Consider the following 15,903-nt stretch of genomic DNA (forward strand, 5'->3'; position numbering starts at 1 on the left):
GGCTCAGTGCGGGTGGTCGCCGAGCAGCCGGGTGGCGAGCACCGCCGCCTGGGTGCGGCGCTCGAGTCCCAGCTTCGCCAGCAGGCTCGACACGTAGTTCTTCACCGTCTTCTCGGCCAGGAACATCCGGCCCGCGATCTCGCGGTTGGTGAGCCCCTCCGCGACGTACTCGAGGATCCGCCGTTCCTGATCGGTCAGGGAGGCGAGCTCGCGGGGCTGCTCGACGCCGTGCCGGATCCGCTCGAGCACCCGCTGGGTGACGGCCGGGTCCAGCAGCGACTGCCCACCCGCGACCCGCCGGACCGCGTCGACCAGGTCGGTGCCGCGGATCTGCTTGAGCACGTAGCCGGACGCACCGGCCATGATGGCCGCGAACAGCGCCTCGTCGTCCTCGTACGACGTCAGGATCAGTCCCTTGATCGACGAGTCCACGGCGCGCACGTCACGGCAGACGTCGATGCCGTTGCCGTCGGGCAGGCGGGCGTCGAGGACCGCGACGTCGGGACGCAGGGCGGGGATCCGCCGGGCCGCCTCCTGCGCCGACCCGGACTCCCCCACCACTTCGATGTCCCCGGCGGCGTGCAGAAGGTCAGCGAGGCCCCGGCGAACCACCTCGTGGTCGTCGAGCAGGAAGACACGGATCATGTGTCCTTCCTACCCGGGAAAGGCCCGGACCACAAAGAGCCGAAAGTCCCGTGTCCGCGGGGCCGGCGTCTCTGCCACCCCCGCGGTGCCCTCGGCGACGATCGAGATCCACGGGAAGGAGCACGTCATGAGGACCACCCCGATCGTCGTCGGCACCGACGGCACCGCGCCGAGCGAGGCCGCCGTCCGGTGGGCCGCCCGGGAGGCGGCACGGCGGGAGACCCCCCTGCGCATCGTGTACGCGTACCCGCCGCCCCCTGCGGAAGCGGACGCTACCGCCGCGGGCGACGCGCGGCAGCAGGCGGGTGTGATCCTCGACGCGGCGCTCCTGCAGGCCCGGGCCGCGGCGCCGTACCGGATCGCCGTGGAGCTCGAGGCCGTGCCCGGTGAGCCGGTGGCGGCGCTGCTGGGTCAGCCGGACGCCGAGGCGCTGGTGCTGGGAAACCGCGGCCGCGGCGGTTTCGCCAGCCTGCTCCTCGGCTCGGTGAGCCAGCGCGTCGCCACCCACGCCGAGCACCCGGTGGTGGTCGTCCGCGGCCGCACCGAGACGGCCTCCGGCCCGATCGTGGCGGGCGTGGACGACTCGGACGCCGCGGACGGCGTGCTGGAGGCGGCCTTCGAGGCGGCCGATACCCGGGGCGCGCCGCTGGCCGTGGTGCGCACGTACGCGCCGCCGACGCCGCTGTGGGTCGGCGACATCCCCGCCGTGCAGTCCGCCGTGCCGGAGATCGAGGCGGAACAGCGCCGGCGCCTCGAGCAGGACATCGCCCCCTGGCGGGAGAAATTCCCCGAGGTCGACGCCGAGGCCGTGGTGTCGCCCGACGGCGCCGCCGCGGTGCTGGTGGCGGTGTCGCACAGCGCCCGGATGATGGTGGTCGGCAGCCGCGGTCACGGCACGGTCGCGAACACCCTGCTGGGCTCGACCGGCCTGCAGCTGCTGCACCACTCCGGCTGCCCGGTGCTGATCGTGCGGAGCAGGCGTACGGCGCTGGTCGCGGGCTAGATAGCATCTAGCCATGAACGAGCCGCCCTCGCTGGGGTTGACGCCGCTGTCCCGCGTACGCCTGGACGAACTTCTCCAGGAGATGCTCGACCGGGTCGGGGAGGTCGTCACCAGCCGGGAGCGCATCCGGGCGCTGCTGGACGCGGTCGTCGGCATCAGCACCGACCTCGACCTGCGCAGCACGCTGCAACGCATCGTCCAGGCCGCCTGCAACCTCGTCGGCGCCCGCTACGGCGCGCTGGGCGTGCTCGGCCCCGACCGCCGGGAACTGTCCGACTTCATCACCCACGGCATCGATCCCGAGCTGCACGCCCGGATCGGCGACCTGCCGCACGGCCGCGGGGTCCTCGGCCTGCTCATCACCGACCCGCACCCGGTGCGCCTGCCCGACATCACCCGGCATCCGCGGTCGTACGGCTTCCCGCCGAACCACCCACCGATGCACAGCTTCCTGGGTGTGCCCGTCCGTACCCGGGATCAGATCTTCGGAAACCTGTACCTCGCCGAGAAGCAGGGCGCGCCCGAGTTCACCGACGACGACGAGGAGATCGTGGTGGCGCTGGCGGCGGCGGCCGGCGTCGCGATCGACAACGCCCGCCTGTTCACGCTCGCCCAGCGTCGCGAGCGCTGGCTCTCCGCCGCCGCGGAGATCACGTCGGTGCTGCTCGGCACCGTCAACCGCACCGAGGCCCTGCGCCTGATCGCCCGCCGCGCCCGCGAGATCAGCAACGCCGAGCTCGTGCTGGTGCTGCTCCACGACGAGGACACCGCCCGCTACTCCATCGAGGTGGCCGACGGCGCGGACGCCATGGTCGGCCGGATGCTCTCGGTCGACGTCGACGCGCTCGCCACCGAGGGCACCTCCCTCGGTGACATCGCCGACTGGCCCGGGCCGGTGCCGGACGGGCCGGCGATGGCCGCGCCGCTGGCGAACGCCGACATGCCGCAGGGTGTGCTCATCGTGGCGGGGGCCGAGGCCGGGCGGGAGGACGACGCCGCACTGCTGTCGAGCTTCGCCGGCCAGGCCACGCTCGCCCTCGAACGCGCCCGCGCGCAGGAGGAGCGCGAGCTGCTGGTGGTCCTCGAGGACCGCGAGCGCATCGCCCGCGACCTGCACGACGTGGTCATCCAGCGGCTGTTCGCCACCGGCATGCAGTTGCAGGGCGTCGCCCCGCACGCCCTGCGCCCCGACACGGCCAAGAAGATCAGCGCCGCCGTCGACGACCTCGACGCGACCATCCGGGACATCCGCCGGTCGATCTTCGAGCTGCGCGCCCCGGTCGGGCCCTCGCTGCGTACGGAGCTGCGCGACGCGGTCGAGGCCGCCACCGACGCGCTCGGCTTCCGGCCGTCGCTGGACGTGTCCGGCCCGGTCGACAGCGCGGTGCCCGACGACGTGGTGCCCGAGCTGCTCGCCGTGCTCCGCGAGGCGCTGTCGAACGTCGCCCGGCACGCGAACGCGAGCGGCGTACGGGTGTCCGTCCGCGCCGCCGACGGCGAGGTGGTGATCCGGGTGGAGGACGACGGCGTCGGCACCGACCCGGCGGCGGCCCGCGGCGGCCTGGTCAACATGGGCGAACGGGCCCGCGACCTCGGCGGCGTCTTCGAGGTGACCCCCGGGCCGGCCGGCGGGACCATCGTGTCGTGGCGGGTGCCGCTGGGCGGCTGATTTCGGGACCTTCGGCCCTGATCGGCACGGGCCCCGGCGAGCGACCGTGGTGGGGTGACCGACCTGGAGGTTCCGCCCATGACCACCCCCGCCGAAGCGCTGGCGGCAGCAGCCCGTACGTCCCTGCACGCCCCCTCGGTCTTCAACACCCAGCCGTGGCGCTGGCGGATCGCCGGCGACACGATGACCCTGCGCGCCGACCGGTCCCGGGCCCTGGCGGCGACCGACCCGGACGGCCGCCTCCTGCTGCTGAGCTGCGGCGCCGCGCTGCACCACGCCCGGGTCGCCCTCGCGGCGGCCGGGCACCAGGCGGCCGTCGAGCGCCTCCCCGAGCCCGGCGACCCCGACCTGCTGGCCCGGATCACGTTCACCGGCGAGAAGCCCGCCGACGCGCGGGCCGCCGGCCTGGTCGCCGCCGCGGCCGTGCGGCGCACCGACCGGCGCGCGTACGGCGACCGTCCCGTCACCGAGGAGCAGCTGACCGGGCTGCGCCGGGTCGTCGAGGCGGAGGGGGCCTACCTGCACACGGTGCGCCCCGACCAGATGCCGATGCTGGGGATCTCCGCGGAGCTGGCCGGCGAGGCGGAACGGCTGGACCCGGCGTACCGGGAGGAGCTGGAACGCTGGACCGCCCGGCCCGCGCACACCGGCGACGGCGTGCCCCCGTCCACCGCGGTACGGCCAGCCCTGCGCCGGGTACCGGTCCGGGACTTCGTGCCGGACGGCCAGGCCGGTCTCGACGCGGGCGACGGCTACGACGCCGGCGCCGCGTACGTGATCGTCTTCGGCCTCTCCGACCGGCCCGCCGACCTCCTCCGGGCCGGCGAGGCGCTGTCGGCGCTGCTGCTGACCGCGACCGCGGACGGCCTCGCGACCGCCCCGCTGAGCGACGCGGTCGAGGTGGAGTGGCCGCGGCAGCTGCTGCGCGGGCTGCTCGCCGGCATCGGCGAGCCGTACGTGGCGGTCCGGCTGGGCTACCCGGAGACCGCCGCACCGCTGCCGGCCGCGCCCCGCCGGGAGCCCGCCGACGTCATAGAGATCGTCGCCCGATGACCGCGTACACCGGGGAGGACCTGCTCATCGCCGCCGCGGCGGCGGTCCGCGCACCGTCCCTGCACAACTCCCAGCCGTGGCGGTTCCGGCTGCGCGACGGCGCCGTCGAGGTGCTCGCCGACCGGACCCGGCAGCTGTCGGTCGCGGACTCGACCGGCTGGGCGGTGCGGATGGCCTGCGGCGCGGCCACGTTCAACGCCCGCGTGGCGCTGGCCGCGGCGGGCCGCCCGGCGGAGGTCGAGGTGCGCCCGCACGGCGACGTGATCGCCCGGCTCACGCCGGCCGACCCGCGCCCCGCGACCTACGTCGAGACGGACCTGGCCGCCGCGATCGCGCGCCGGTTCAGCAACCGCCGCCCGTTCCGGCCGGACCCGGTGCCCTCGCAGAGCCGGGTACGCCTGATCGAGGCGGCCCGCGCCGAGGCGGCGTGGCTGGACCTGCTCGTGGGCATGACCGCGCTGACCGCCTTCGGCGAGATCGCGCGCAGCGCCGACCGGGTGCTCCGGCGCAACCCGCTCTACCAGGCGGAATTCTTCGGCTGGGCGCACGCCGAGGCGTCGCCGGACGGCGTGCCGGTGACCGCGGGCGCTCCCGCCGCCGAGCCGCAGGACCTGCTGCCGCAACGGCCGTACTCGGACCGGCGCCGGGCCGCGGGCGACGACTTCGAGGCCGAGCCGCTGCTGGCCGTCCTCGGCACGCCCACCGACCGTCCGGCGGACCAGGTGACCGCCGGGCAGGCGCTGCAACGCGTCCTGCTGACCGCGACCGACGACGGGCTCGCGACCTCGATGATCTCCCAGCCGATCGAGGTGCCGACCGCCCGCGAGCAGCTCCGGCGCTCCCTGCGCCGCACCGGCTCCCCGCAGATCGCCCTGCGCATCGGCTTCGGCCAGGGAACCGGCCACACCACGCCCCGCCGCCCCCTGGACGACGTCCTCGACTGATCCTCCGGCCCGGCGCCGCTCCCACCCGGCCCGGCTCGGCGCCGGCCTGGGCCGGTCAGGCGGGGCCGCTGCCGCGTACGTCGCGGTGGTAGGCGGTCAGGGCCTCGCTCATGCCGGCGAGGAAGCGGTGGACCGTGGCCAGTTCCGCGTCGCTGAATCCGGCCATCACCGCGTCCGTACGCTTGCCCAGCGGCCCGAAGAACGCGGCGGCCAGCGCCATCCCGGGCTCGCCGTAGCGCAGGTGGACCACCCGGCGGTCCGCGCTCTCCCGGGTGCGGCGCAGGTGCCCGCTGCGTTCGAGCCGGTCGATGACCGCCGTGGTGGCGCCGGACGACAGCCCGATCTCCTCCCCCAGCCGGCCCGGGGTCAGCGGGTCCCCGCGCCGCTCGGCGTTCATGACCGCGATCAGCGCGCGCAGGTCGGTGGGGTGCACGTCGTGCCGCTGCGCGAAGGCGTGCCCCACGTGCTGCGCCTCGACGCTGTACGACCGCAGCAGGTTGACGATCTCATCGCGGAGCCGTTCCCGCTCCGATTCACGCGCCCGGTACACGCCACCAGTGTTGCAGACTTGTCCACCGTGACGGAGACTCTTTATGGTCGAGATACTTTGTCGCGGAGGTAACTGTCGTGCTGCGTACACTCACCGGGCGGCTCACCGCCTGGCTCGTCCTGCTCGTGGCCGTGCTCGCGGCCGGGGCGATCATCGGGGGCGCCGGCGACGCGCGTACGTCCAACGACCCCACCGCCACGCTGCCCGACGGCGCCGAGTCCACCCGGGTGGCCGCCCTGCAGCGGCAACTCCCGTCGGGACAGACCAACCCGGCCCTGATCGTCTACAGCCGCGGGGGCGCGCCACTGACCGCGGAGGACACCCGGAAGATCACCGCGGACGCGGGCGCGCTGCGGGCCTCGTCGCCGCCGGTGTTCTCGGAGCGGAAGGACGCGGCGCTCATCGCCGTACCGTTGCCGTCGGCCCTGCCGGCCGACGACCTGATCTCCCGGGTCGACTCGCTGCGGCAGACGGCGAAGGCCGGCCTGCCGGACGGCCTCACCGCGCAGGTGACCGGCGGAGCCGGGTTCGCCGCGGACATCGCGGACAGCTTCACCGGCGCCAATACCAACCTGCTGATCGTCACCGTCGTCGTGGTCACCCTGCTGCTGCTGATCACCTACCGCAGCCCGGTGCTGTGGCTGGTGCCGCTCGCCGTCGTGGGCACCGCCGACCAGGTGAGCAGCGGGCTCGTCGCTTTCCTCTCCCGCCACACGAGCCTGACGATCGGCGACTCCACGGTGGGCATCGTGACCGTGCTGGTCTTCGGCGCGGGCACCGACTACGCGCTGTTGCTGATCTCCCGCTACCGCGAGGAGCTGCACCGGCACGAGGACCGCCGGGAGGCGATGCGGCGGTCCCTGCGCGGCGCCGGGCCGGCCATCGCGGCGAGCGCGGCGACGGTCGTGCTGAGCCTGCTCACCCTGCTGCTGGCCAGCCTCGCCGACACGGTGGCGCTCGGCGTCACGGCCGCCCTCGGCATCGGCGTCGCGGCCCTGTTCGCGCTCGTGGTGCTGCCGGCCGCCCTCGTCGTCTGCGGCCGCGGCCTGTTCTGGCCGTTCATCCCCCGCGTCGGCGAGACGCTGTCGCACGGCCTCTGGTCCCGCGTCGGCACCGCCGTGGCCCGCCGCCCCGGCCTGGTCACCGTCGTGTCGCTGGTCGTCCTGGGCGCGCTCTCGGCCGGCATCCCCGGCACCAGCCTCGGCCTCTCGCAGACCGAGCAGTTCCGCGTCGAGGCCGAGTCGGTCGACGGGCTGGACACGCTGAGCCGCTCCTTCCCCGCCGGCGCCGCCGACCCGGCCGTCGTGCTCACCACCCCCGCGCGCGCCCAGGAGGTGCTCGCCGCGGTCACCGCGACCCCCGGCGTCGCCCAGGCCCGGGTCGCCGAGCAGACCCCGGCGGTGGTCCGGATCGACGCGGTGCTCACGGCCGCACCCGACACCCCGGAGAGCTTCCGGACCATCCGTACGCTGAGGAGCGCCGTGAACCCCGCGGACGCCCTCGTCGGCGGCACCGTGGCCACCAACCTGGACGCCCGCGACGCCTCGCGCCGCGACCTGAAGGTGATCGTCCCGGTCATCCTGCTCGTGGTGCTGCTCGTCCTCGGCGTCCTGCTGCGCGCGGCAGTCGCGGCGCTGCTGCTCATCGGCACGGTCATCGCGAGCTTCGCGGCGGCGCTGGGGGCCGGCTCGCTGCTGTTCCGGACCGTCCTGGACTACCCCGGCCTCGACAACCAGGTGCCGCTGTTCTCGTTCCTGTTCCTGGTGGCCCTGGGCGTCGACTACAACATCTTCCTGGTCACCCGCGCCCGCGAGGAGGCAGGCCTGCGCGGCACCCGGGACGGCATGATCCACGCCCTCGCCGCGACGGGGGCGGTGATCACCAGCGCGGGCATCCTCCTGGCGGCGGTGTTCGCGGTCCTGGGCGTGCTGCCGATCATCACCCTGACCCAGATCGGCGTGATCGTCGGCCTGGGGGTCCTGCTCGACACCCTGCTGGTGCGTACGGTCCTGGTCCCGGCCCTGGCCACCCTCCTCGGCGACCGCTTCTGGTGGCCGGCCCGTCCGGCCGCCGCCCACCCCGGCCCGGAGGACCGGCCGGAGCCGGCCGGGTATCCGGAATCGGCCGAGGTGAAGCAGGGCTGACGGCGGCATTCCCATAGGTGGCGAGGGCTCCGGCCCTCGCCACCTTGCCGTGCATCGGGCACACTCGGCGGGCGGCCGATGATTTCCCCCGGCCGAAAATTCGGCGAAAAAATCCCGGCCGGCGTTGAACCCTTCGCATCGGCCGTCCGGATGATGCCGGCGGTTCTGATCTCCTCACCTATTTCTTCTTTAATTCGGCCCTAAGAATTCCTGAAAGATATGGCGCCGAATGGCTTTTCCGTGCCTCGGCTCCTAGCGTCTGGATGCCAGCTCAGAAGGGGGCCGGAAACGGCGTCGGCTGACCTGCGAAAAGGTTGCTGACGATGAGCGCGAGACTACAGAAGAGGTATCACCCATGCGAAGGTCGTCCTACCGCCGGGCCGCTACCCGCCGCGGCCCCGACCGTCGTGTCATCGCCGCGGTAGCGGTGCTTGTCGCGTTCGGTGGTGTCATCGGCATCACCCAGATCTCCAACGCCGACGAGAACAAGGTCGCGGCCTGTGCGCCGGCCGGCGGCACGTCCGCTCCGGCGGGCGCCAGGGCGGCGGCCGATCCCCGGGTGGGCACGTACACCGACAAGGACGGCGACGTCCAGCACAAGGGCGACGGCCAGCTCGCGAAGGGTGAGCGGGCCAACGCGCCCGAGCCCGCCGGCGAGTGCAAGGACGGCAACACCGTCAAGAAGACCGTCAACGGGCTCGAGATCACCACGGACACGTGCGAGGACAGCCGGCTCACCCCGCACGACGGCTTCCAGAACGGCAACCGCTGCGTCTCCACGGAATTCGGCGAGGTCGGCGAGGCGGCCAGGAACCCGACGCTGCTGATCACCGACTCCCCCCGGCGCGTCCGCGTCGGCGAACCGTTCACCCTGAAGGTGAGCACCCGCAACCTGGTCCGCGACCGCTTCCTCGCGGCCGGGCAGGGCGGCTACTACGTGGAGAGCTCCGTCCTCACCGCCGAGGGCCTGGTACGCGGCCACTTCCACACCGCCTGCCGGATGTTGCAGAGCACGTCCGAGGCGGTCGACCCGGCCCCGGTGCCGGCGTTCTTCGTGGCCACCGAGGACAAGCGGGGCGGCGCCCGGCCGGACACCGTGACGATCCAGGTGCCGGGGCTGCCGCAGGCGGGCATCGCCCAGTGCGCGTCGTGGGCCGGCGACGGTTCGCACCGCGTACCGATGATGCAGCGCGCCAACCAGACCCCGGCGATCGACGCGGTCCGCGTGACCGTCGAGGGCGGCGGCGGGGGCGACGGAGGCGACAACGGCGGCGGTAACGGGGACAACGGCAACGGCGACAACGGCAACGGCAACGGCGACAACGGCGACGGAGGCAACAACGGCGGTGGGCAGGACCAGCCCTCGACGCCGCCGGCCGACAACGGCGGTAACAACGGCGGCGGTGACGGCAACGGCGGCGGTAACAACGGCGGCGGTGACGGCAACGGCGGTGCCGTGCCCGGGGCGACGACCACGCCCAAGACCGACGCCGGGAACACCCCGCCCAAGGCGCCGACCGTGACCATCCCGCCGAAGAACGGTGCCGGGGACGAGCCCACCCGCGATCCGGATCCGAAGCCGACCAGGACGACCGCCGCCCCCGCCACGAACGACGACGACGAGAAGGCGGGCACCGACGAGAAGGCCGGCGAGGAGAAGGCCGGTGAGGCGCCGGTGGAGAACGTGGCGGACAAGCCGGCCGCGCCGAAGCCGGCCAAGTCCACCAGGTCCGCCGCGGCGACCGGCGACGAGGACACCGGCGCTCCCGACGAGCCGGCGGCCGCGCAGGACACCGAGGTCACCGACGTCGCCGCGGGCGGCAACAAGCTGGCGCTCACCGGCGCCAACGTGATGACGATCGGGCTCGGCGGCGCCGTGCTGATCCTCGCCGGGCTGCTCGCGCTGAGCGCCACCCGCAAGCGCCGGGCGGCGATGGATCAGGACTGACGCACCACCAGCATCGCGGACGGCCCGGACGATGTCCGGGCCGTCTCTTGCAGACGAACGGCCGCACCGCAACCGCTCCCGGACTATCGGGCCGTTCCGCCGTGGACCCGCGCCGGACGGTGGTCCGAAGAGGACGGGAGGCCAATGGATCTCGCCCCGCCGAGCCGGTAGGTTGCGCCGCATGGAGGCCTTCGACCAGCTCGCCGAGCTCTACCAGGGCGAGCACAGCCACAACCCGTTCCAGGCGGCCCTCATCGAGCGGATCGACTCGCTCGTCCCGGCAGCCGCCCCGATTCTCGACCTGGGCTGCGGCACCGGCGTCCCCACCGCGAAGATCTTCACCGGATCCGGCCACCGCGTGGTGGGCGTGGACATCGCCGAGGGCATGCTCCGGCTCGCCCGCGAGCAGGTCCCGGACGCCGAGTTCGTCAGGGCCGACGTCCGCGAGCTGCCCGCCGACTTCGGCCCGTTCGGGGCGGTGACCGCCTTCTTCTCGCTCCTCATGCTCAGCCGCGCGGACATCGAGAAGACGCTGACCAGGATCGCGGGCTGGCTGGAGCCGGGCGGCTACCTCGGCCTCGGCATGGTCAACCTGGACGCCGACAGCCTGCCGATCGAGTTCCTCGGCGTGCCCGTGACGGTGTCGGGCTACCCGCAGGACCAGCTCGCGGCGCGGGTCACCGACGCCGGCTTCACGGTGGAGAGCGTCGAGACGGTCGAGTTCACCCCGGCGGGCGGCCCGCCGGAGAGCCAGATCTACCTGCTCGGCCGCCTCCCCGGCTGATCCCCGACGGCGCGGCGCCGGCCACCCGGCCGGCGCCCGGACGCCCGAACCGACGCCCGGACACCTCAGCCCGGGCGCCCCGGAGGCCCGAACCGGCGCCCGGACATCTCAGCCCGGCACCCCGGAGACCTGAACAGCCCGGCGCTCCGGACGTCTCAGCCGGCGCCGAGGACGGCTCAGGCCGGGGCCGGGGCTGTCTGCCGCGCCAGGAGTTCGCTCACCGACGCCGGGTCCCCGGGCCGCCCGAACAGATAGCCCTGCCCCTGGTCGCACCCGATCCGGCGGAGCATCTCCCACTGCCCGTCCGTCTCGATCCCCTCCGCGACCGTCTGCAGCCGCAGCGCCTGCCCCAGCCCCACCACGGCGTCCACCAGCGCCACGTCGTCCGCGTCGGTGTCCACCTGCGCCACGAACGTACGGTCGATCTTGATGATGTCCACCGGCAGCCGCTTGAGGTAGTTGAGCGAGCTGTAGCCCGTACCGAAATCGTCGATGGCCAGGCGCACGCCGAGGCGCCGCAGCGCGCCGAGCGTCTCGATGGCCGCGGTGATGTCCTCCATGAGCATCGACTCGGTGATCTCCAGGGTGAGCGCGCCGGCCGGGATCCCCGCGTCCGCGATCGCCGCGGCCACGTCGCCGACCAGGCCCTCGTAGCCGAACTGGCGGGCGGACAGGTTGACGTTCATCCGCAGGTCCGCGGCGGCCGGCGTCTCCCGCCGCCAGCTCGCCAGCTGCTCGCACGCCTGGCGCAGGACCCAGCGGCCCAGCGGCACGATCAGGCCGTTCGCCTCGGCGTTGGCGATGAACTGGTACGGGCTGAGCAAGCCCTGCTCCGGATGCTCCCACCGGACCAGCGCCTCCACCCCGGTGAGCCGCTGCGTGCGCATGTCGACGACCGGCTGGTAGAGCACCACGAACTGCTCCGCCGCGAGCCCCCGCTCCATGTCGACGCGCTGTTGCGCCTCCTCGAGCACGGTCCGCGACATCGACGGGTCGAACACCGCGTAGCCGTTGCGGCCGGCGCGCTTGGCGGCGTACATGGCGAGGTCGGCGTCGCGCAGCAGCTGGTCCGCGCGCCGGTTGCCGCCGGCGATGCCGATGCTCAGCGAGCAGCTGACCTCCCGGCTGGCGAGCCGGACCCGTTCCCGGCCGGCCCGCAGCAGGCGCTCGGCGAGGGCCACGGCGGACGGCTCGTCCACGTCCTCGACGAGGATGGCGAACTCGTCACCGCCGAGCCGCGCGAGCGTGTCACCGGGCCGCATCTCCCGGCGCAGACGGTCGGCGATCGCGGTCAGCAGCTCGTCACCGAGGCCGTGCCCGAGGTCGTCGTTGACCAGCTTGAAGTCGTCCAGGTCGATGAGCAGCACGGCGACCTCCGTGCCGCGCCGGCGGGCGACCGCCTGCTCCAGCCGGTCCCGGAACAGCGCCCGGTTGGGCAGGCCGGTGAGGGAGTCGGTGAAGGCCTGGCGGGTGAGCTGATCCTCGAGGGCGCGGCGCGTACCGATGTCGCGCAGGCTGATGACCGCCGAGCGCAGGTCCGGGTCGTCGACCCGGTTCGTCCCGATGACGTCGAGGTAGACCCAGGTGCCGTCGGCGGCGCGCATCCGCACCTCGGTGCGGGTGGTGTGCCCGGCGGGCGCCGCGAACAGCGCGTGCAGCCAGGCCCGCGCGCCCGGGATGTCGTCGGGGTGGATGATGTCGTTCAGCACCGGCCCGCTGAGCTCCCCCGGCGACAGCCCGAGGATCGACCGCACCGAGCTGCTGGCGTACCGCACGGTGTTGTGCACGTCGATGGCGAAGACGGCGTCGGAGGAGGCCTCCAGCAGCAGCTCGATGCGGCGCTCGGAGGCCCGCCGCCGGTCGTCGAGCCACCGCCGGCTCCGGGCGTTGATCGCGCAGACCGCCGCGACGCTGGCCATGATCCCGGTGAAGACCACGGCCGAGAACGGGCTGACATCCGTACGCAGCGGCAGCAGCACGAGGAAGCCGGCGGCCGACGCCACCCCGATGCCGACGACCACCCAGGGCCCGTAGAGCGCCGCGGACGTCACGAGCAGCACCGCCACGCAGGGCAGGTACGCCATCGGCCCCTCGCGGTCGGCGGCGGCGAACAGCCACGTCGCGGGCAACTCGGCGATCCACCACAGGATCAACCAGCGTCGCGTACGGGCGGAGCGCACGTACCGCCGCCACGGCAGCCGCAGCATCACGCCCTGCAGCACGGCGACCACCACCAGCGGCAGCACCCACCAGCGCGCCTGCGGTGGCCAGTCCACGGCCACGCGGATGCTGCCCAGCAGCGTCACACCTACGGCGATGAACGTCCCGATCCGGATCTGACGCGTCCAGTACTCCGCAGTGTGGTCGTCGATCTCGACCGGTTGCACGCCGGTCTCCATCGGCGCCGGCGACACGGTTGTGAGAACTTCGCCGGGCGGGCGACGAAGGCAGGATGCAGCGCGCCGCCGGTCGCCGCCGAGGCCCTCTTTCCGCTGGTCAGACGGCGGAAACGGGTCAGTCGTCGAAGTCGACGGTCACCGTGGTCGAGACGGGAACCGACTGGCAGGTGAGCACGAAGCCGGCCGCCACCTCGGCCGGCTCGAGCGCGAAGTTGCGGCGCATCCGCACCTCGCCCTCGACGACCCGGGCCCGGCACGTGCCGCAGACCCCGCCCTTGCAGGCGAACGGCAGGTCGGGCCGGGACCGCTGGACGCCCTCGAGGACGGTCCGGCCCTCGGGCACGGCCGCCGTGGTCGACCGGCCGTCGAGGATGACGGTGACGTCGCTGGCCGGGCCGGACGGTTCCCGGGCCTCGCGCAGCGGCTCCGGGGGTGCCTCGTCGACCCAGAACAGCTCGCGGTGGATCCGCTCCGGGGCCACGCCGTGCTCGCCGAGCACCTCGGTGGCGTCGCCGACCATGCCGAACGGCCCGCACAGCCACCAGTGGTCCACCGCCGGCACGTCGATGAGCAGCGGCAGCAGCGTCCGCAGCTTCGCGGCGTCCAGCCGGCCGGTGAGCAGGTCGACCTCCCGCGCCTCGCGCGACAGCAGGTGCACGAGCTCCAGCCGGGACGGGTGGGCGTCCTTCAGGTCGGCGAGCTCCTCGGCGAACATGACGGTGTCGGCGCGCCGGTTCCCGTACAGGATGCTGACCTGCGCGTCGGGCCGGCTCAGCAGCGACGCGGCGATGGAGAGCACCGGGGTGATGCCCGAGCCCGCCGCGACGAGCACATGCCGCCCGCCCGCCTCCAGGTCGGGGGTGAACGCGCCGGCCGGGGGCGCCACCTCGACCTCGTCCCCGGCACGCACCTCGCGCACCAGCCACGAGGACACGACCCCGCCCGGCACCTCCCGCACGCCGATCCGCGGCCTCGCCCCGGCGGGAGCGCAGATGGAGTAGGTGCGACGTTCATCGGACCCGTCCCGCGTACGCCGGACCGTCAGCGACTGCCCCGGCCGGAACGCGTACCGCTCGGCCAGCTCGTCCGGCACCTCGAAGGTGACGGCCACGGCGTCCTCGCAGAGCCGCTCGACGGCGGCGACCCGCAACGGCTGGAACTCGCGTGCCACCTCAGATCTCCTTCACATGCTCGAACGGCTCCCGGCACGCGGGGCACCGGCGCAGCGACCGGCAGGCAGTGGCACTGAACGCGGCGATCTCCTCGGTCTCCGGGTGACCGCACCGAGGGCACGCCACGACCCGCGCCGGCCGCCCGAGCGTGAGCGGCACCGGCCCCCCGGCCCGGCGCGGCGCGTCCCCCGGCGGCGAGATCCCGGCAACGGCCAGCTTCTCCCGCCCGGCCGCGGTGATCCAGTCGGTGGTCCACGCGGGACTCAGCACCGTACGCACGAGCACCCGCCCGTACCCGGCACCCCGCAGCGCCGCGGTGAGGTCGTCCCGGATGGTCCGCATCGCCGGGCACCCCGAGTAGGTCGGGGTGATCGTGACGACGACCCCGTCCGGCGTCTCCGCGACCTCCCGCAGAATGCCGAGGTCGGCGAGGGTCAGGAACGGCATCTCGGGATCGGTGACCCGGGCGGCGACGTCGGCGGCCGTCCGCGCCCCGGCGACGGTCGCGCTCACCACACACCCCCGGGCACGGACCGCGCCACACCCTGCAACTCGGCGAGAATCTCCGCCATGGCCGCCGTGTGCACCCCGTGACGCCCCCCGGCCCCGGCGTCCGCCCCGGCTCCGAGCCCGGCTCCGAGCCCGGCTCCGAGCCCGGCTCCGAGCCCGCCGGCGGGACCGGCTCCGAGCCCGCCGTCGAGCCCCCGGGCGGGACCGGCTCCGAGGCCGCCGTCGAGCCCGCCGTCGGCCCCGGCTTCGAGCCCGCCGGCGGGACCGGCTTCGGGCCCGGCTTCGGCCGGCGCTTCGCCGGCGGAGGCCGCCGGCGGGAACGGCCGGAGGGTTGCCGCGGCGAGGACCCGGGCCCACACGTCGTCGAACTCCTCGCGGGTGGCCGCCGGATCCACCGCCACCCCGGCCCGCACCAGCCGCAGCTCCGTCTCGTGCGGCACGAACAGCTCGGCGAGCAGCGGCGTCACCGCGTCCGTGGCCGCCTGCATGCGCTCGTGGGACAGGCCGGTGCCGTCGCCGAGGCGCACGACCCACTGGGCCGCGTAGTCGCGGTGGTAGGTGACCTCCTTGACGCCCTTGGCCGCGACGGCCGCGAGCACCGGGTCGGCGGAGGCGGTGAGCCGGTCGAGCAGGGCGAGCCGCCAGGTGGCGAACGCGAGCAGCCGGGCGACCAGGTGCGCGAAGTCGGCATCCGCGCGCTCGGTCAGGCGTACGTTGCGGAACTCGCCCTCGGCGCGCAGGAAGGCGTACGCGTCCTCGTCGCGGCCGGCGCCCTCGACCTCGGCGGCCCGGGCGAACAGGAGGCGGGCCTGGCCGAGCAGGTCGAGGGCGATGTTGGCGATCGCGAGTTCGTCCTCGAGCTCCGGCAAGCGGGTCACCCACTGCTGGAGCCGGTGGGACATGATCAGCGCGTCGTCACCGAGCATCAGGCAGTACGCGGCCAGCTCCGCCCGGTCGGCGCCGTCGGGCACGGCGGTGTCCACCCCCGCGAGCGGGTCGGCGAACCCCGTGCCGTACGCCCACCGCGAGTCGTCGGCGTGGTCGGTCAGGGCCTCGTAGGCGTCGTCGAAGGACATGGCGGT

13 protein-coding genes are annotated in these 15,903 nt (G+C 74.2%); 7 read left to right on the forward strand and 6 right to left on the reverse strand.

The annotated features are described in order from the left end of the window. Positions 1-3 precede the first annotated feature (3 nt). Positions 4-645: a response regulator gene (locus CLV70_RS01215; RefSeq protein WP_106124438.1), complete on the reverse strand. Its 642-nt coding sequence runs from the start codon at positions 643-645 to the stop codon at positions 4-6. Positions 646-772: 127 nt separating this feature from the next. Here CLV70_RS01215 and CLV70_RS01220 point away from each other — a divergent pair, with 127 nt between their 5' ends. The 4 genes from CLV70_RS01220 (at position 773) to CLV70_RS01235 (ending at position 5,314) form a co-directional block, all read left to right on the forward strand. Continuing rightward, on the forward strand, positions 773-1,648 hold the full coding sequence (locus CLV70_RS01220; RefSeq protein WP_106124439.1) for a universal stress protein: 876 nt from the start codon (positions 773-775) through the stop codon (positions 1,646-1,648). Between the two features lie 13 nt (positions 1,649-1,661). Continuing rightward, complete coding sequence (locus CLV70_RS01225) at positions 1,662-3,317, forward strand: sensor histidine kinase (RefSeq protein WP_106124440.1); 1,656 nt, start codon at positions 1,662-1,664, stop codon at positions 3,315-3,317. A 78-nt stretch (positions 3,318-3,395) separates the two neighbouring features. After that, the gene (locus CLV70_RS01230) at positions 3,396-4,370 is read left to right on the forward strand and encodes an Acg family FMN-binding oxidoreductase (RefSeq protein WP_106124975.1); all 975 of its coding nucleotides are present in this window, start codon (positions 3,396-3,398) and stop codon (positions 4,368-4,370) included. After that, positions 4,367-5,314 carry an Acg family FMN-binding oxidoreductase gene (locus tag CLV70_RS01235; RefSeq protein WP_106124441.1) on the forward strand — a complete coding sequence of 316 codons (948 nt, stop codon included), beginning with the start codon at positions 4,367-4,369 and terminating at the stop codon, positions 5,312-5,314. Before CLV70_RS01230 ends, CLV70_RS01235 begins: the two co-directional genes overlap by 4 nt. Before the next feature lie 55 nt (positions 5,315-5,369). Here CLV70_RS01235 and CLV70_RS01240 read toward each other — a convergent pair whose 3' ends face one another. Then, positions 5,370-5,864, reverse strand: a complete 495-nt coding sequence (locus tag CLV70_RS01240; protein ID WP_106124442.1) for a MarR family winged helix-turn-helix transcriptional regulator — start codon at positions 5,862-5,864, stop codon at positions 5,370-5,372. Positions 5,865-5,941: 77 nt separating this feature from the next. On the opposite strand from CLV70_RS01240, the gene CLV70_RS01245 reads away from it, so the two are divergent. From CLV70_RS01245 to CLV70_RS01260, 3 genes are all read left to right on the forward strand, one after another. Continuing rightward, positions 5,942-8,008, forward strand: a complete 2,067-nt coding sequence (locus CLV70_RS01245; protein WP_211303593.1) for an MMPL family transporter — start codon at positions 5,942-5,944, stop codon at positions 8,006-8,008. Between the two features lie 355 nt (positions 8,009-8,363). Then, positions 8,364-9,956 carry a prolipoprotein diacylglyceryl transferase gene (locus CLV70_RS40695; protein WP_245907944.1) on the forward strand — a complete coding sequence of 531 codons (1,593 nt, stop codon included), beginning with the start codon at positions 8,364-8,366 and terminating at the stop codon, positions 9,954-9,956. A gap of 181 nt (positions 9,957-10,137) precedes the next feature. Beyond that, a complete protein-coding gene (locus CLV70_RS01260; protein ID WP_106124443.1) occupies positions 10,138-10,740 on the forward strand; it encodes a class I SAM-dependent methyltransferase in 603 nt (200 codons plus the stop codon). A gap of 176 nt (positions 10,741-10,916) precedes the next feature. On the opposite strand, the gene CLV70_RS01265 is transcribed toward CLV70_RS01260, so the two are convergent. The 4 genes from CLV70_RS01265 to paaC all read right to left on the reverse strand — a co-directional run bounded on the left by CLV70_RS01265 (position 10,917) and on the right by paaC (position 15,897). Beyond that, positions 10,917-13,127: a putative bifunctional diguanylate cyclase/phosphodiesterase gene (locus CLV70_RS01265; RefSeq protein WP_211303594.1), complete on the reverse strand. Its 2,211-nt coding sequence runs from the start codon at positions 13,125-13,127 to the stop codon at positions 10,917-10,919. 127 nt (positions 13,128-13,254) lie between these two features. Further along, positions 13,255-14,310 carry a 1,2-phenylacetyl-CoA epoxidase subunit PaaE gene (paaE, locus tag CLV70_RS01270; RefSeq protein ID WP_106124445.1) on the reverse strand — a complete coding sequence of 352 codons (1,056 nt, stop codon included), beginning with the start codon at positions 14,308-14,310 and terminating at the stop codon, positions 13,255-13,257. Position 14,311: 1 nt separating this feature from the next. Then, the gene (gene paaD, locus CLV70_RS01275; RefSeq protein ID WP_281260421.1) at positions 14,312-14,824 is read right to left on the reverse strand and encodes a 1,2-phenylacetyl-CoA epoxidase subunit PaaD; all 513 of its coding nucleotides are present in this window, start codon (positions 14,822-14,824) and stop codon (positions 14,312-14,314) included. Then, positions 14,821-15,897, reverse strand: a complete 1,077-nt coding sequence (gene paaC / locus CLV70_RS41640) for a 1,2-phenylacetyl-CoA epoxidase subunit PaaC (RefSeq protein ID WP_106124446.1) — start codon at positions 15,895-15,897, stop codon at positions 14,821-14,823. Before paaC ends, paaD begins: the two co-directional genes overlap by 4 nt. Positions 15,898-15,903 lie beyond the last annotated feature (6 nt).

This window comes from Pseudosporangium ferrugineum, assembly GCF_003002065.1.
GTDB classification, from domain to species: Bacteria; Actinomycetota; Actinomycetes; order Mycobacteriales; family Micromonosporaceae; genus Actinoplanes; species Actinoplanes ferrugineus_A.